13 protein-coding genes and 5 tRNA genes are annotated in these 17789 nt (G+C 41.8%); all 18 read right to left on the reverse strand.

Annotated features, from left to right (window positions below; all coding sequences use genetic code 11):
• Positions 1-67 precede the first annotated feature (67 nt).
• Positions 68-433: a DNA transfer protein p32 gene (locus MJX77_RS03905; RefSeq protein WP_252060592.1), complete on the reverse strand. Its 366-nt coding sequence runs from the start codon at positions 431-433 to the stop codon at positions 68-70.
• Positions 434-613: 180 nt separating this feature from the next.
• Positions 614-4807 carry a DNA-directed RNA polymerase subunit beta' gene (gene rpoC, locus MJX77_RS03910; protein ID WP_013199106.1) on the reverse strand — a complete coding sequence of 1398 codons (4194 nt, stop codon included), beginning with the start codon at positions 4805-4807 and terminating at the stop codon, positions 614-616.
• Between the two features lie 86 nt (positions 4808-4893).
• A complete protein-coding gene (rpoB, locus tag MJX77_RS03915) occupies positions 4894-8982 on the reverse strand; it encodes a DNA-directed RNA polymerase subunit beta (RefSeq protein WP_005301734.1) in 4089 nt (1362 codons plus the stop codon).
• Positions 8983-9287: 305 nt separating this feature from the next.
• A complete protein-coding gene (gene rplL, locus MJX77_RS03920; RefSeq protein ID WP_005037257.1) occupies positions 9288-9653 on the reverse strand; it encodes a 50S ribosomal protein L7/L12 in 366 nt (121 codons plus the stop codon).
• A 48-nt stretch (positions 9654-9701) separates the two neighbouring features.
• Positions 9702-10208 carry a 50S ribosomal protein L10 gene (gene rplJ / locus MJX77_RS03925; RefSeq protein WP_004699170.1) on the reverse strand — a complete coding sequence of 169 codons (507 nt, stop codon included), beginning with the start codon at positions 10206-10208 and terminating at the stop codon, positions 9702-9704.
• A gap of 313 nt (positions 10209-10521) precedes the next feature.
• A complete protein-coding gene (gene rplA, locus MJX77_RS03930) occupies positions 10522-11217 on the reverse strand; it encodes a 50S ribosomal protein L1 (RefSeq protein ID WP_252060593.1) in 696 nt (231 codons plus the stop codon).
• Positions 11218-11220: 3 nt separating this feature from the next.
• A complete protein-coding gene (gene rplK / locus MJX77_RS03935) occupies positions 11221-11649 on the reverse strand; it encodes a 50S ribosomal protein L11 (protein ID WP_001074682.1) in 429 nt (142 codons plus the stop codon).
• A 109-nt stretch (positions 11650-11758) separates the two neighbouring features.
• Complete coding sequence (gene nusG / locus MJX77_RS03940) at positions 11759-12292, reverse strand: transcription termination/antitermination protein NusG (protein WP_003654499.1); 534 nt, start codon at positions 12290-12292, stop codon at positions 11759-11761.
• Between the two features lie 7 nt (positions 12293-12299).
• The gene (gene secE / locus MJX77_RS03945; RefSeq protein WP_004795106.1) at positions 12300-12740 is read right to left on the reverse strand and encodes a preprotein translocase subunit SecE; all 441 of its coding nucleotides are present in this window, start codon (positions 12738-12740) and stop codon (positions 12300-12302) included.
• A 75-nt stretch (positions 12741-12815) separates the two neighbouring features.
• A tRNA-Trp gene (locus tag MJX77_RS03950) sits at positions 12816-12891 on the reverse strand.
• Positions 12892-12951: 60 nt separating this feature from the next.
• The gene (gene tuf, locus MJX77_RS03955; RefSeq protein ID WP_004794160.1) at positions 12952-14142 is read right to left on the reverse strand and encodes an elongation factor Tu; all 1191 of its coding nucleotides are present in this window, start codon (positions 14140-14142) and stop codon (positions 12952-12954) included.
• 146 nt (positions 14143-14288) lie between these two features.
• Positions 14289-14363 (reverse strand) — tRNA-Thr (locus MJX77_RS03960).
• A gap of 13 nt (positions 14364-14376) precedes the next feature.
• Positions 14377-14452 (reverse strand) — tRNA-Gly (locus MJX77_RS03965).
• A gap of 37 nt (positions 14453-14489) precedes the next feature.
• Positions 14490-14573, reverse strand: a tRNA-Tyr gene (locus tag MJX77_RS03970).
• Positions 14574-14625: 52 nt separating this feature from the next.
• Positions 14626-14701, reverse strand: a tRNA-Thr gene (locus MJX77_RS03975).
• Positions 14702-14799: 98 nt separating this feature from the next.
• Positions 14800-16293, reverse strand: coding sequence for an anthranilate synthase component I (gene trpE, locus MJX77_RS03980; protein WP_252060594.1), 1494 nt, complete (start codon positions 16291-16293; stop codon positions 14800-14802).
• 109 nt (positions 16294-16402) lie between these two features.
• A complete protein-coding gene (locus MJX77_RS03985; RefSeq protein WP_252060595.1) occupies positions 16403-17071 on the reverse strand; it encodes a phosphoglycolate phosphatase in 669 nt (222 codons plus the stop codon).
• A gap of 65 nt (positions 17072-17136) precedes the next feature.
• A complete protein-coding gene (locus tag MJX77_RS03990; RefSeq protein WP_199987934.1) occupies positions 17137-17766 on the reverse strand; it encodes an FHA domain-containing protein in 630 nt (209 codons plus the stop codon).
• Positions 17767-17789: the final 23 nt, after the last annotated feature.

The following is a 17789-nucleotide window of genomic DNA, read 5'->3' on the forward strand; positions in this document are numbered from 1 at the left end:
AAAGACATAAAAAAGAAGTCTCTAACATGTTAAAGACTTCTAGGTTTAAACATTATTAGGAATACTTTTAGTACTTCCCTTTTTTCTCTTCATAAGCTGCGCCCGCACTACCACCAAGTGCTCCACCTGTAGCAGCACCAGCATCGCCACCAATGATTGCGCCACCTAACACCGCACCCACACCGGCACCGATTGCACTATTACGCACGGTTTTACTACTAGATCCTTTTGCGTTAGCTGCAACGCCAGCACCGAGAGCCGCTCCTAAACCTGCGCCAATATTACCGCCTACATGTTTACCTACAGCACCACCTGCACCACCACCAATCGCAGCCGAACCAATACGTTTACTCTCTGGGCTTGCATTTTGGCAACCAACTAACAAAGTTGTTGACATCAAGCCTACACTCACAATCATCATCATTTTTTTCATTAGATTTACTCCAGTCTTCATAAGCATGTAGCCTAATCTGTTTTTGTGGAGCGTTTATCCCGCTTAAGTAATAAAATAATGGCTCTTTAATATGTTTATGTAATTACCACTTTTAATTGTTATAAATACATATAAATAAAAAAGGCACCCTGAGGTGCCTTTTTTAGTGCCAGTCTAAACTTAGAATTGTTCTGAGTTTAATGCTTGGCTAAATGCTTGGTCTACTTCACTGAAATCATTGTGAAGTTCATGTTCAGCAGCTTCTGCTTCTTGACGACGACGCTCTAAGTGGTATGCAAGACCAGTACCAGCTGGAATCAAGCGACCCACTACAACGTTTTCTTTCAAGCCACGTAAATCATCTTCTTTACCTGTTACAGCAGCTTCAGTTAACACACGAGTTGTTTCCTGGAACGATGCAGCAGAGATGAACGAGTCTGTAGAAAGCGATGCTTTCGTAATACCCATCAATTGACGTTCAAACTTCGCAGGGAACTTGTTTTGAGCCAAGACAGCTTGGTTCTCTTGAACAACGCGGATGTAATCCACTTGCTCGCCTTTGATGAAGCTTGTATCGCCGCCATCAGTGATATCAACTTTACGCAACATTTGACGTACGATAACTTCAATATGTTTGTCGTTGATTTTTACACCTTGGAGACGGTATACGTCTTGAACTTCGTTCACGATGTAGTTAGTTAATGCAACTTCACCTTTCAAACGTAAGATGTCGTGCGGGTTTTGTGGACCATCAGAAACTGTTTCACCACGGTTCACATGCTCGCCTTCGAACACGTTGATTTGACGCCATTTTGGAATCAATTCTTCGTAAATCTCAGAACCATCATCTGGGGTAATTACTAAACGGTTTTTACCCTTAGTTTCTTTACCGAAGCTTACAACACCTGAAACTTCAGCAAGAATTGCATGTTCTTTCGGTTTACGTGCTTCGAATAAGTCAGCTACACGCGGAAGACCACCGGTAATATCACGAGTACGTGATGTTTCTTGTGGTACACGACCAATTACGTCACCCACACCAATCGTTTCGCCATCACGAACAGTTACGATAGTGTTTTGTGGCAAGAAGTAGAACTGTTCGCCGCCATCTGTTGTATCCAACACGATTGCAGGACGTAAATCTTTACCAGAAGCAGGACGAGCTGTTACAGGCAAGATTTCAACAGTAGTCATACCAGTTGCATCATCAGTTTTCGATGTTGCAGTTACACCATCAGCGATTTGGCTGAAACGTGCTTTACCAGCAACTTCTGTTACCAATGGATGTGTATGCGGATCCCAAGTCGCTACGATACCGCCAGCTTCTACAGCTTCACCATCTTTCAACAAGATGCTTGCACCGTAAGGAAGTTTATAACGCTCGCGCTCACGACCTAAATCATCGGCAATACCAATTTCACCTGAACGTGAAACTGAAACCAAGTGGCCTTTTGCATGTTGTACAGTTTTCACGTTATGGAAACGTACAGTACCTTTGTTACGTACTTGAACACTGTTTGCAGCAGAAGTTCGGCTCGCAGCACCACCAACGTGGAACGTACGCATCGTTAACTGTGTACCTGGTTCACCAATAGATTGTGCTGCCATTACACCAACTGATTCACCTGGGTTAACCAAGTGACCACGTGCAAGGTCACGGCCATAACATCTAGCACATACACCAAAAGCAGATTCACAAGCAATTACTGAACGTACTTTGACTTCATCCACACCCGCTTCTTCAAGATGAGCTGCGATTTTTTCGTCAATTAACGTACCACGAGGTAATACAACTTCATCATCAGATGCACGACGTACGTCTTCAGCAGTTACACGACCTAATACGCGGTCACGTAATGGCTCGATGACATCACCACCTTGAATGAATGGAGTCATCACCAAACCACCAGCTGTACCACAGTCAGGTTCGGTAATTACCAAATCTTGCGCTACGTCTACAAGACGACGAGTCAAGTAACCAGAGTTCGCAGTTTTTAATGCTGTATCGGCCAAACCTTTACGCGCACCGTGTGTTGAAATAAAGTACTGAAGTACTGTTAAACCTTCACGGAAGTTCGCTTTAATCGGTGTTTCGATAATCGAACCATCCGGTTTTGCCATCAAGCCACGCATACCAGCAAGCTGACGAATCTGCGCCGCACTACCACGGGCACCAGAGTCAGACATCATATAGATGCTGTTGAATGATTTTTGTTTCTCGTCTTCACCTTGTTTGTTTTTCACAAGTGTATAAGACAGGTTATCCATCATCGCTTTAGCAACTTGGTCGTTTGTACGCGCCCAGATATCGACAACTTTGTTATAACGCTCACCAGCAGTTACGAAACCTTGTTCGAACTGTTGTTCGATTTCACGAACTTCTGTTTCAGCTTTATCAATAATTGTGTGCTTAGTAGGTGGAATTAACATGTCTTCCATACCTACAGATACACCTGAACGAGTCGCTTGACGGAAGCCCAAGTACATTAATTGGTCAGCAAAGATAACAGTATCTTTCAAACCAAGTTTACGGTAGCAAGAGTTGATTAACTTCGAGATATTCTTTTTAGTCATCTCAAGGTTGATCATGTCAAAGCTTAAGCCTTGTGGAACAACTTCCCAAAGCAAACAACGACCTGGTGTCGTATCAACAATAATAGTTCCGTGTTCACGTTCACCATTTTCATTGATAACAGTTTGATGCACACGTACTTTAACACGAGCATGGATCGCAACCTGACCAGTTGCAAGTGCACGGTTTACTTCGTGAGTATCAGCAAACACCATGCCTTCGCCTTTAGCATTTACTGCATCACGCGTGATGTAGTAAAGACCCAAGACAACGTCCTGAGAAGGAACGATGATCGGCTCACCATTCGCTGGTGACAAGATGTTGTTTGTTGACATCATCAATGCACGAGCTTCTAACTGTGCTTCAAGTGTCAATGGAACGTGTACCGCCATTTGGTCACCATCGAAGTCGGCGTTAAACGCAGCACAAACGAGTGGGTGAAGACGGATTGCCTTACCTTCAATAAGAATAGGTTCAAATGCTTGAAGACCTAAACGGTGAAGTGTTGGCGCACGGTTCAACATTACTGGATGTTGACGAATTACAGAAGCAAGAACGTCCCAAACTTCTGGAGTCTCGCGCTCAACCATTTTCTTCGCAGCTTTAATGGTTGTTGCTTGACCTGAAGCTTGTAGTTTCGCAAAAATAAATGGCTTGAATAATTCAAGTGCCATTTTCTTCGGAAGACCACATTGGTGAAGACGTAAAGTAGGACCTACAGTAATTACCGAACGACCAGAATAGTCAACACGCTTACCAAGTAAGTTCTGACGGAAACGACCTTGTTTACCTTTGATCATATCTGCCAAAGATTTTAATGGACGTTTGTTAGAACCGGTAATTGCACGACCACGACGACCGTTATCAAGCAATGCATCTACAGACTCTTGTAACATACGTTTTTCGTTACGTACGATAATGTCTGGTGCTGCAAGATCAAGAAGACGCTTCAAACGGTTGTTACGGTTAATGACACGACGATATAAATCGTTCAAGTCAGAAGTCGCGAAACGACCACCTTCAAGTGGAACCAATGGACGTAAATCAGGTGGAAGTACAGGAAGTACATTCATCACCATCCATTCTGGCTTGTTGTTTGAATCGTTGAATGCTTCCATCAATTTCAAGCGTTTAGACGCTTTTTTCAACTTCGTTTCAGAAGTTGTCTGAGGAATTTCTTCACGTAAACGTGCGATTTCAGCTTCAAGATCGATATCTTTTAATAAGTCCTGAATCGCTTCTGCACCCATTTTCGCAGTGAATTCATCACCGTGCTCTTCAAGTGCATTGAAGTATTCTTCGTCTGTTAAAAGTTGATACTTTTCAAACGGAGTCATACCAGGATCAGTTACAACGTATGATTCGAAATACAATACGCGTTCGATATCACGAAGCGTCATATCAAGTAATAAACCGATACGAGATGGTAACGATTTTAAGAACCAGATATGTGCAACTGGAGAAGCGAGTTCAATGTGACCCATACGTTCACGACGAACTTTCGCTGTAGTTACTTCAACGCCACATTTTTCACAAATGACGCCTTTGTATTTCATACGCTTGTATTTACCACACAAGCATTCGTAATCTTTTACTGGACCAAAAATTTTGGCACAGAACAAACCGTCACGTTCTGGTTTAAAAGTACGGTAGTTAATTGTCTCAGGTTTTTTAACTTCACCATGAGACCATGACTTAATCATTTCTGGTGACGCAAGACCAATACGGATACGGTCAAACTCAATTGGTGCATGACCATCTGAGTCCGTTTTCTTACGCATGATATCGAGCAAGTCTTTCAATTTTTTTCTCCGTGTGTCGGGAAGCAACGCTTACCCGACTGGGTCACAAATATTGTTTTTTCCTAAAAAATCGTGAGTCTTACGACTTAGTCACCATTTTTCAGTTCAATGTTGATACCTAAAGAACGGATCTCTTTGGTCAATACGTTGAACGATTCAGGCATACCCGGATCCATATAATGGTTACCATCTACAATATTCTTATAGATGCGTGTACGACCTTCAACGTCATCCGACTTAACAGTTAACATCTCTTGAAGAGTATATGCTGCGCCGTAAGCTTCAAGTGCCCAGACCTCCATCTCACCGAAACGCTGACCACCGAACTGTGCTTTACCACCAAGCGGTTGTTGTGTAACAAGTGAGTAAGAACCAGTTGAACGCGCATGCATTTTGTCATCAACCAAGTGGTTCAATTTGAGCATGTACATGTAACCTACAGTTACAGGACGATCAAACTGTTCACCCGTACGACCATCAAACAATACTGTTTGACCAGTACGTGAAATGTCAGCTAATTCAAGTAAGTCTTTAATTTGGCTTTCTTCAGCACCATCAAATACAGGAGTAGCTAAAGGCACACCAGCACGCAAGTTGCCAGAAAGAGCTAAAACTTCAGCATCAGTTAAGCTATCAAGATCTTCTTGCTCGCCACCAACTTTGTTATAAATCTTGTCTAAGAATTCGCGAAGTTCTAAAACTGTACGCTGTTCTTTCAACATTTTTTCGATTTTATCGCCAAGCCCTTTAGCCGCCATACCCAAGTGAGTCTCAAGAATCTGACCCACGTTCATACGAGATGGTACACCCAATGGGTTCAATACGATATCTACTGGTACACCGTTCGCATCGTGTGGCATGTCTTCAACAGGTAAAATGTTAGATACAACACCTTTGTTACCGTGACGACCAGCCATTTTATCACCAGGCTGAATGCGACGTTTAACTGCTAGGTAAACTTTAACAACTTTCAGAACGCCTGTTGTTAACTCATCACCAGTCGAAAGCTTACGTTTCTTCTCTGCAAACTTCTCATCAATTTCTGCGCTCTTCTCTTTCAAGAACACTTGAATTTGAGATAAACGTTCAGCAATTGCTTCGTCTGTAGGTTGGATTTCAAGTAAGTCAACAAGCTCTAAACCAGACAACATATCTTCAACAAGTTTGTCGCCACGTTTAGTCGAACCACCACCGTTAGATTCTTGGCCTTTAAGCAAACGAATTACACGCTCACGAGCTGCTTCTTCAAAGATCTTGTATTCTTCTTTCAAGTCTTTACGGTAAGAGTCAAGCTGTGCTTTTTCAATTGCTAACGCACGGTCATCTTTCTCTAAGCCATCACGAGTGAAGACTTGAACATCGATAACTGTACCTTTAGTACCAGATGGAACACGTAAAGATGAGTCTTTAACGTCAGCTGCTTTCTCACCGAAGATTGCACGAAGCAATTTTTCTTCAGGAGTTAACTGAGTTTCACCTTTAGGCGTTACTTTACCAACAAGGATGTCACCAGCAGTAACTTCAGCACCGATATAAACGATACCTGATTCATCAAGTTTAGAAAGTGCAGCTTCACCTACGTTAGGAATATCGGCAGTAATTTCTTCTGCACCTAACTTAGTATCACGCGCTACACATGATAATTCTTGAATATGAATAGAAGTTAAACGGTCTTCCTGAAGTACACGCTCAGATAACAAGATCGAGTCTTCGTAGTTGTAACCATTCCACGTCATGAACGCTACACGCATGTTTTGACCAAGCGCAAGCTCACCCATATCTGTTGACGGACCGTCTGCCAAAATGTCACCGCGAGCAACTTTGTCGCCCAAATTCACGATAATATTTTGGTTAATACAAGTGTTTTGGTTAGAACGTGTATATTTAATGAGGTTGTAAATATCTACACCAGCCTCACCTGCAATCATTTCATCTTCGTTTACACGAATAACGATACGAGAAGCATCTACATATTCAATCGCACCACCACGGTTTGCGATCACACATACCCCAGAGTCACGTGCTACGTTCGCTTCCATACCTGTACCTACAAGCGGTTTATCCGCACGTAGAGTAGGAACGGCCTGACGTTGCATGTTTGAACCCATTAATGCACGGTTCGCGTCATCGTGTTCAAGGAATGGAATAAGCGATGCAGCTACAGATACAACCTGCTGTGCAGATACATCCATATGCGTCACTTTTTCAGGTGGAATACGTACGAATTCACCTTGATGACGAACAGAAACAAACTCTTCTGTTAAGTTACCATCTTTATCTACAGCAGAATCGGCCTGTGCAATAACAGTACCTACTTCTTCAATAGCAGAAAGATATTCAACAGCATCAGTTACTCGGCCATCTACCACTTTACGGTAAGGTGTTTCCAAGAAACCAAAATCATTTGCTTTTGCATAAACAGAAAGCGAGTTGATCAAACCAATGTTTGGACCTTCAGGCGTTTCAATTGGACATACACGACCATAGTGAGTTTGATGTACGTCACGTACTTCAAAGCCCGCACGTTCACGCGTTAAACCACCAGGTCCAAGCGCTGAAACACGACGTTTATGTGTAATTTCAGATAATGGGTTGTTTTGATCCATAAACTGAGACAATTGGCTTGAACCAAAGAATTCTTTGATTGCAGCTGCAACTGGTTTTGCGTTAATGAGATCTTGCGGAGACAAATTATCTGTTTCTGCTTGGCTTAAACGTTCTTTAACAGCACGCTCAACACGAACTAAACCAACACGGAATTGGTTTTCAGTCATTTCACCAACAGAACGTACACGACGGTTACCTAAGTGATCGATATCGTCGACTTCACCTTTACCGTTACGGATTTCAACTAATGTACGTAATACATCGATGATATCTTCGTGCGATAAAATACCTTCTACTTCACGTGACTTCTGGTCAGTACCAACTTCGTATGGACGACCCAAACGACGGTTGAACTTCATACGACCTACTGGAGATAAGTCATAACGTTCAGAAGAGAAGAATAAGTTATTAAATAAGTTTTCAGCAGCTTCTTTTGTTGGTGGCTCGCCTGGACGCATTACTTTATAGATTTCAACTAATGCTTCTTCACGACCAGATGTTGTGTCAGCACGTAATGAGTCAGCAACAAATGAACCACGGTCAATATCGTTCGTAAACAAGATATTGAATTGTTTAACGCCGCCTTCTGCCAGTTTCACCATAACTTCATGGCTTAACAATGTATTTGCAGCAATCACATCACCATTACGTAAAGTAATGTCTTCAGCAGTGATACGCTCATACAAGTACTCATCAGGAACTGATAGCTTAGCTAAACCAGAAGCTTCCATTTGACGTACGTGACGTGCATTAATACGTTTACCTTGTTCAACAATGATTTTACCGTCATTGTCAGCAATATCAAATTGCGCCATTTCGCCACGCAGACGATCTGGAACGAGGTCAATTTGATAGCTACCCATATCAAGATATACAGGCACTTTCTCATAGAACAAATTCAAGATTTGTTCATTGTTATAACCTAATGCACGCAACACAACAGTTGCTAATAATTTACGACGACGGTCAATACGTACGTAAACTAAATCTTTAGCATCAAATTCGAAATCTAACCATGAACCACGGTAAGGAATAATACGTGCAGAATAAAGTACTTTACCACTTGAATGTGTTTTGCCTTTATCGTGATCGAAGAACACACCAGGTGAACGATGTAATTGAGATACAATTACACGCTCAGTACCATTGATAACAAAGGTACCATTGTCTGTCATGAGTGGCATTTCACCCATGTAGACTTCTTGTTCACGTACGTCTTTAATAGATTTAGTTTCGCGATCTTTAATAATCAAACGAATTTTTACGCGCATTGGTGCCGCATAAGTCGAACCACGTAAAATACATTCACGCACATCAAACTCAGGCTTACCAAGGCTATACTCAACAAATTCTAAAGCAGCATTGCCAGAATAACTTTCTATAGGAAAAACTGAACGAAATGCGGCTTGGAGACCGATATCTTCGCGGTTTTTTGGAGATTTGCCACCTTGCAAGAACGTTCTATACGAATCGACCTGAATCGAAAGTAAGTACGGTGCTTCCATTACTTGGGGCAATTTACCAAAATTCTTACGGATCCGTTTCTTTTCGGTATATGAGTATGCCATCTGGAGTCCTCGGAAAGTAAACCAAGCCCGCCTGCAGAACGGGCTCAGAAGGAATTACACAGGCCGATATGGCCACCACTGTTTACAAATGCTGCAATTTTTAGTGGTATTAAAACGCTTAACAATATTTTTTAAAAAGAAAAATATTGGTAAGCATTTGAAATTACTTTGATTCTTCTGAAATATAACAGTTATTGTACAGAACAAACAAAAATCGAGCCGATTATTGTAACGCAAAAAGGCTGATGACCCAAGAGCCATCAGCCATTTTATGGAGCCGATTTAAAAACCGACTCCTTTTACAATTACTTAAGTGTAACTGTAGCACCAGCTTCTTCAAGTTTCTTCTTAAGTTCTTCGCCTTCTTCTTTAGAAACGCCTTCTTTAAGAACTTGTGGAGCACCTTCAACTAGGTCTTTAGCTTCTTTAAGACCAAGGCCAGTTGCTTCACGAACTGCCTTAATTACAGCTACTTTGTTAGCACCAAAAGAAGTCAACTCAACGTTGAATTCAGATTGTTCTTCAGCAGCAGCAGCAGCAGGAGCAGCAGCTACAGCTACAGCAGCAGCAGATACGTTGAATTTTTCTTCAAAAGCAGAAATAAGTTCAACAAGTTCAAGAACAGTTTTTTCAGCAACTGCGTTTAGGATTTCTTCGTTTGTTAAAGCCATGAGATTAACTCCAAATGGGTATTGAATGGTGTGGAAGTAGATTTAAGCTTAAGCAGCTTCTGACTCGTTTTTCTCTTGAAGCGCTGTAAGTAAGCGACCCAATTTCGAAATAGGAGCTTGAAGAACAGATGCGAGCATAGTAAGCGCTTTTTCTTGGTTTGGAAGATTTGCGATAACGCTAACATCAGCACCTTGATAAAGTTTGCCGTCAAATGCAGCAGCTTTTAATTCAAATGCTTTGTTAGTTTTAGCAAATTCTTCAAACAAGCGTGCAGCTGCACCCATATCGTCTTCAGAAGTTGAGAATGCTAAGATTGTTGGGCCAACAAGGTTGTCATTCAAGATTGCAAATTGCGTATCTTGAAGAGCACGCTTAGCCAAAGTGTTACGTACAACACGTGTAGCAACACCTAGTTTACGAGCTTCAACACGAAGAGTAGTTAATTGCTCAACGGTTAAACCTTGATAGTCAGCAACAACGGCAGCGAACGCTGTAGAAGCAGTTTGAGCCACTTCAGCAACGATCTGTTTTTTGCTTTCAATAAGAAGAGCCATTGTAAAACCTCCTAACGGTGATTTATGTACTCAAAAAAGTACACTCCCAATTCGCAAGTCAATAAGGATTTGACTTGCACGCGGAGGAGGAATAAATCACACCACCGCGTCTACGCAGGCTGGGTTATTAAGAAGATATTCAAAAGAAGTCTCTTCGCCTGTGGTCTTTGACGCTGATAAATTTACATTTATCAATTCAAAGTCCGCCTGATGAGTGAGGAAACAAAGCAATACTTTGAATGGGTATAAAAACCTATGATTTTTATACCCTGCCCTCAATCAGGACTTTAAAATTCTTGACCAAGTTTTAAACTTAGTTAGAAACGTTGCTTACATCAACAGTAAGACCAGGACCCATAGTTGAGCTCAAAGTGATCTTTTTGATGTATACACCTTTAGAAGTTGCAGGTTTTAACTTTTTCAAGTCAGCAACTAAGGTTTCAACGTTTTGACGGATAGCAGCAGCTTCAAAGCCTAATTGACCGATCGCAGCATGGATAATACCCGCTTTGTCTACACGGTAACGAGCCTGACCAGATTTAGCGTTTTTAACAGCATTCGCTACGTCAGGAGTTACAGTACCAACTTTAGGGTTTGGCATTAAACCACGTGGACCAAGAATTGTACCGAGCTTACCAACAACACGCATAGCGTCAGGAGCAGCGATTACAACATCAAAGTCAAGGTTTCCACCTTGGATGCTTTCAGCAAGGTCATCAAAACCTACAACATCAGCACCAGCTTCTTTAGCAGCTTCTGCTTGCGCGCCTTGAGCAAATACAGCTACACGTACAGTTTTACCAGTACCAGCAGGTAATGTAGTCGCACCACGAACAACCTGATCAGATTTACGTGGGTCTACACCAAGATTTACAGCTACATCCAAAGATTCTTTGAATTTCGCAGCAGGTAGGCTGTTAAGAACTTGCACTGCTTCTTCCAAAGTGTAAACTTTGTTTGCGTCAACAGCAGCAGCAATGGCTTTTTGACGTTTAGTTAACTTTGCCATGTCTTATAGCTCCACTTCCAAGCCCATAGAACGCGCAGAACCAGCAATGGTACGTACACGTGCGTCTAAATCAGCACCAGTTAAATCTGGTTCTTTAGTAGTCGCAATTTCTTCTAACTGAGCACGAGTCAACTTACCAACTTTAGTTTTGTTTGGTACAGATGAACCCTTTTGGATACCAGCAGCTTTCTTAAGAAGAATAGAAGCTGGAGGAGTTTTCATGATGAATGTGAACGACTTGTCGTTGTACACAGTAATCACTACAGGAATTGGAAGGCCTGGTTCAACTTTTTGTGTAGCAGCATTGAATTCTTTACAGAATGCCATGATGTTTACACCACGTTGACCTAATGCAGGACCAATTGGTGGAGATGGATTTGCTTTACCAGCTGGAACTTGCAGCTTGATATAGCCGTCAATCTTCTTAGCCATTTTAAAATACCTCTGGGTACGAACGCCGCTAGGCTCCCCAATCTTTACGCAACACTACTGTTACAACAACAATGCCCGATAAAATCGGGCGCTTTTCAACCAATTAAGATTAAATCGTTTTTTCGACTTGGCGAAATTCGAGTTCAACCTGAGTTGGTCGATTAAATACATTAATAGTCAACGTTAAACGTGACTTTTCGTATTGAACTTCTTCCACCACACCTTTAAAGTCTGTGAATGGACCGTCAATAACAAGTAATTCTTCACCAGGCTCAAACATCGTCTTAGGACGTGGTGCTTCACCTGTATTACGTACACGCGCAAGAATCGCATCTGCTTCGCGCTGAGTGATTGGTGCTGGTTTTTCAGGTGTACCACCAATGAAACCTAGAACCTTTGGACATTCTTTAACGATATGCCAAGTATCATCATTCATTTCCATTTCGACTAATACATAGCCAGGAAAGAATTTACGCTCAGATTTACGTTTCTTACCATCCTTCATTTCTACCACTTCTTCGGTAGGAACAAGGACATCACCAAAGCTATCAGCAACAGCGCTACGCTGGATTCGTTCTGTAAGCGAACGCAACACTTGTTTTTCATAGCCAGAGTAGGCATGAATAATGTACCAACGTTTCATAGCTCTTTTACCCGATAATCAACTTAATTAACCAACCCAAACCATAGTCAAAGCACCATAAAACCAATGATGCAACAACTACAACCAATAGAACCTGCCACGATGTAGTGACTGTTTCTTGTTTTGTTGGCCAAGTTACTCGACGCAATTCGACTCGTGCATCTTTTAGCAAACGAACGAAGCCTTTACCTTGATGGGTGGCGTATAATAAACCTAAAGCCACAACGATACAAGCAAAAATTGCCCCAACGCGCACCCAAATATTATTTGCAGGTGCCCAATACGCTGGTAAATACTGATTCACCATAGTAGCTAAAAGCAAGAATGCAATTGCAATCACCCATAGAACAATATCTAGAGGCGAACCAGAACGAACAACTTCAGCAGAATTATTTCTTTGAGGAATTGGCGCGTCGCTCAATGCGTCACGCGATTTATCATTCGACATTTTTGTACTCGTCGTAGAACTCGCGACTTATTATATGAACAACTAAGCCAGCATCAAGCTTTTTATTTCAAAATATGGCAGGTCAGGAGGGACTCGAACCCCCAACATTCGGTTTTGGAGACCGACGCTCTACCAATTGAACTACTGACCTATAATGCAAGTTGAGAGCCAAAGCCCTCAACCTGAGACGTAATCCGTCACTATATTATGCTTATGCAGTTACTTTCGCAACAACACCAGCACCTACAGTACGACCACCTTCACGGATCGCAAAACGTAGACCTGGGTCCATTGCGATTGGGTGGATTAATTCTACTGACATTTCAACGTTGTCACCTGGCATAACCATTTCAACGCCGTCTTGTAATTGGATTGCGCCAGTTACGTCAGTTGTACGGAAGTAGAACTGTGGACGGTAACCGTTAAGGAATGGAGTATGACGACCACCTTCTTCTTTAGAAAGTACGTATACTTCTGCATCGAATTTAGTGTGCGGCTTGATTGTACCTGGTTTAGCAAGTACTTGACCACGTTGTACGTCTTCACGCTTAGTACCACGTAAAAGAACACCACAGTTCTCGCCCGCACGACCTTCGTCAAGAAGTTTACGGAACATTTCTACGCCAGTTACAGTTGTTTTAACTGTATCTTTAATACCAACGATCTCTACTTCTTCACCAACTTTAACGATACCAGCTTCTACACGGCCTGTTACTACAGTACCACGACCAGAAATTGAGAATACGTCTTCGATTGGCATTAAGAATGCTTTGTCGATAGCACGTTCTGGTTCTGGAATGTAAGAGTCAAGCGCTTCAACAAGAGCAAGAACTGAAGACTCGCCATATTGACCAGCATCACCGTTAAGAGCAGCAAGAGCTGAACCACGGATAACAGGAGTGTCATCACCTGGGAAGTCATAAGTAGAAAGAAGTTCACGAACTTCCATTTCTACTAATTCAAGTAATTCTTCATCATCAACAAGGTCACACTTGTTCAAGAATACGATGATGTAAGGTACACCAACCTGACGAGAAAGAAGGATGTGTTCACGAGTTTGTGGCATTGGACCATCAGTCGCAGCACATACAAGGATCGCGCCGTCCATCTGAGCAGCACCAGTAATCATGTTTTTAACATAATCGGCGTGGCCCGGGCAGTCTACGTGAGCGTAGTGACGGATTGGAGAATCGTATTCTACGTGTGAAGTATTAATTGTAATACCACGTGCTTTTTCTTCAGGTGCTGAGTCGATTTGTGAGTAATCTTTCGCTTCACCGCCGTAAGTTTTTGCACAAATAGTTGCAATCGCAGCAGTTAAAGTTGTTTTACCATGGTCAACGTGACCAATTGTGCCCACGTTTACGTGTGGCTTATTACGTTCAAACTTAGCCTTAGCCATGTTTATAGTCCTCGTTTACGTCGAACACAATTCTGAGCAAGACTCAGCATCGACATATCGCCTAAAAAATCAAACACCCAATACTTGAAAAGCAGACTAATAAGCCTGCTTTTTAAATCTTTGTAGAAAATCTACTAAACTGTATCTGGAGCTCTTATCGAGATTTGAACTCGAGACCTCTCCCTTACCAAGGGAGTGCTCTACCACTGAGCTATAAGAGCGATTATCCTTCGATGGAGCGGGAGACGAGGGTCGAACTCGCGACATGCAGCTTGGAAGGCTGCCGCTCTACCAACTGAGCTACTCCCGCACGATGCTGGTATACTTAGCACTTCAATCGAAGTTAATGGTGGTGAGAGAAGGATTCGAACCTTCGAAACTTTCGTAGCGGAGTTACAGTCCGCCCCCTTTGACCGCTCGGGAATCTCACCATATCACACTTATTTCAGTGTTATCCTACACTTAACAACTTCACACTTTAGATGGTGCCGGCACACGGATTCGAACTGTGGACCTACTGATTACAAGTCAGTTGCTCTACCAACTGAGCTATGCCGGCGCTTCTTAGTGTTTCGTACGTTTCGTATCGGAACGGTGTGCAGTTTAGCAAAACTTCCAAACGATGCAAGCAGTTTTTTAAAAAAAACTGCTAAAAACTCATAAAATCAATCCGTTTGACGATAATTCAACCGCTTTGATCACTGCGCGAGCTTTTATTTGGGTTTCATTCCATTCTGATTCAGGATTTGAGTCAGCAACTAAGCCCGCTCCAGCCTGTACATACACTTTTTTATCACGGATTACACACGTACGGATTGCAATCGACATATCCATTTCACCATGCCATCCTAAATACCCCACTGCCCCACCAAAAACACCTCTTTTCACAGGCTCTACTTCGTCAATAATTTCCATTGCACGAATTTTCGGTGCGCCAGACAAAGTACCTGCTGGAAAAGTTGCCTTAAATACGTCTAGTGCATCGATATCATCACGCACTTCACCTTGTACATTTGAAACGATGTGCATGACATGCGAATAGCGCTCAATGACCATCTGATCAGTCACTTTGACCTTACCAATTTTAGAAACTCGCCCAACATCATTTCGACCAAGGTCAATCAACATTAAATGCTCTGCGATTTCTTTCTCATCAGAAAGTAAGTCTTTTTCTAAAGCGACATCTTCTTCTTTAGTTTTTCCGCGCGGTCTCGTACCAGCCAACGGGCGAACTGTCGCAATACCATTTTCAAGACGAGAGAGAATTTCAGGTGATGACCCTACAATATGGAATGGTTTTTGATCCGTAATTGTTTGACCTTGTACTAAGAACAAATAAGGCGAAGGATTTAAATGGCGTAAAGCACGGTAAACCTGTAAAGCCTCTCCATCAAAGTCGGAAACCATACGTTGACCAGGAACAACCTGCATAACATCACCCGCACGAATATATTCTTTAACCTTTTCTATGGTCTCAAGAAATTTCGCTTTACCCGTAATCGATTCAAAATGTGGGGGTGTATGCGGCTTAGCTTGCAAACTAACTGGTGTAGCCAACAACTGTTCCAATTGATCTAACTTTTGCTGCGCATCTTCATAAGCATTTGGCTGTGCTGTATCAGCATGAACAATTAAAAAAAGAGTATCTTTAAGGTTATCAAAGACAATGACCGTTTTTGAGAGCATTAACCATAAATCCGGCAATGTAATTGGATCAGCCGCAGGAACATTTTTTAAACGTGGCTCTATGTAGCGAACCGCATCATAGCCTAAATAACCAACCAGCCCGCCAGTAAAACTTGGTAAGTCTGGTAAAAGCTCAGCTGGTGGAACTGTAAATTGCTTCTGGAATTCACGAATATATTCAAATGGATCTAGACAATCTTCTTGTGTGATCGAACCATCAGCATGCTGTATAGATAAAACGCCTGCATTGCATGAAAAAACTGTCGATTCACCCAAACCAATCATGGAGTAACGCGCCCAGTTTTCACCACCTTCAACCGACTCAAATAAATAAGCTTGTTTTTGCTCCTTAAAACGAGCAAAAACAGATAAAGGTGTTTCCGTATCTGCTAAACGCTGACGATAAACTGGAATAGTGTTGTAACCTGATGCTTTAAGCTGTTCAAATTGCGCTAAAGTAGTCATGAATTTTTCTCTAATATGGTTTCGATTTAAAAGTGTGTTTTTCTAGTTTCGATTTAGACACGCCATCGAAAAACCATACGCTTATTCATGCTGATCTCCATTTCACTCATTAGATAATTAACTCAGCCAAACTATCAACCACTTGCTGAGGCTTGCAATCATAGATATTTTCTCCATGATTATAGCCATAGCTAACCACAATACAATCAATTCCCGCACGACGCGCAGCCTCAATATCATTGCTTGAATCGCCAATCATTAATGATTGTGATGCAGATATTTTTAGACTTTGCATGCAATGCAACAAAGGCAATGGGTGTGGCTTTCTCTCTGGCAAGCTATCGCCTCCAAGTACAACTTGAAAATAAGAAGAAAGTTCTAATGCATCAAGTAACCCTTGAGCAAGTTGCACAGGCTTATTGGTAACACATGCCATATGTATATTCAAAGTTTTACAATGCTTTAAAAACTCAGTTACACCAGGATAAATATGAGTATTCACACAAAGTTCAGCACCGTATATGTCAACAAACTTCTGCAAGAGGACTTTATGCTGTTCAGCATCTAATTTTCCAAAAATATGTAAAAGAACACTTTCACAGAGTTTTGAAGCTCCCTTACCCACCCACTCTCGAATCTGAGCTTCTGTTACCAAAGGCCAACTGAGCGCTTCTAAACTTAAATTCATAGACCGATACAAATCAGCAGCAGAATCAACCAGTGTTCCATCTAGATCAAATAAAATTAAATCGCGCTTACTCAGTTGTGCAACAGACATCTTTTTCTTCTCAAAATTAAAAAGGCATGCTTTTAGCATGCCTTGATTGTAAAAGCAGCAACGGATTATTTAAAGAATAACCATGCTAATAAAGCTAAAATTACTAAAATAATAATAGTGATTAAACCAACTGAGGCATTCTTCTGTTGCTCTTTTTCTTCAGCAACACGAGAAACAGGCTCCTCAAAGGCAACAGGTGATGGTTGTTTTACATTGACATCCACACCCTCTGGAATAGGTGCAGGCTTTGGTATAGAAACATTCTGTGGCATACCATCACGACGAACTTCTGTTTCTGCAGCACGCTCCGCAAGACTTGGCATTCCTTGATCACTTAAGTCTTGTGTTAGTGCAGCAGTTTGCACTGGTTCTGCTTCGATTTCAGGTAAATCTAATATTTCTTTCGCAGGCGCTAATACAGAAAATTTAAAGCTAGCAAATTGAACAATATCACCATCATGCAGCTGCTTTTCTTGCTCAATACGAATATCGTTTATGAATGTACCATTTGATGAATTAAGGTCTTGCACCCATAGCAATTGATCTTTTAAAAGTAATGCAGCGTGGCGACGTGAAATTTCAGCGGCTTGCAACAATACATCAGCATCTTGATGGCGCCCGACTAACATATCACGATCAACACTAATTTCTTGGCCAGTAATCTCGCCAGTAATTGCTTGTAATTTCCAAGTCATGCGTATGTCCTATTCATTTTTTA

This window comes from Acinetobacter sp. AHP123 (genome assembly GCF_023757925.1).
Lineage (GTDB): Bacteria > Pseudomonadota > Gammaproteobacteria > Pseudomonadales > Moraxellaceae > Acinetobacter > Acinetobacter oleivorans.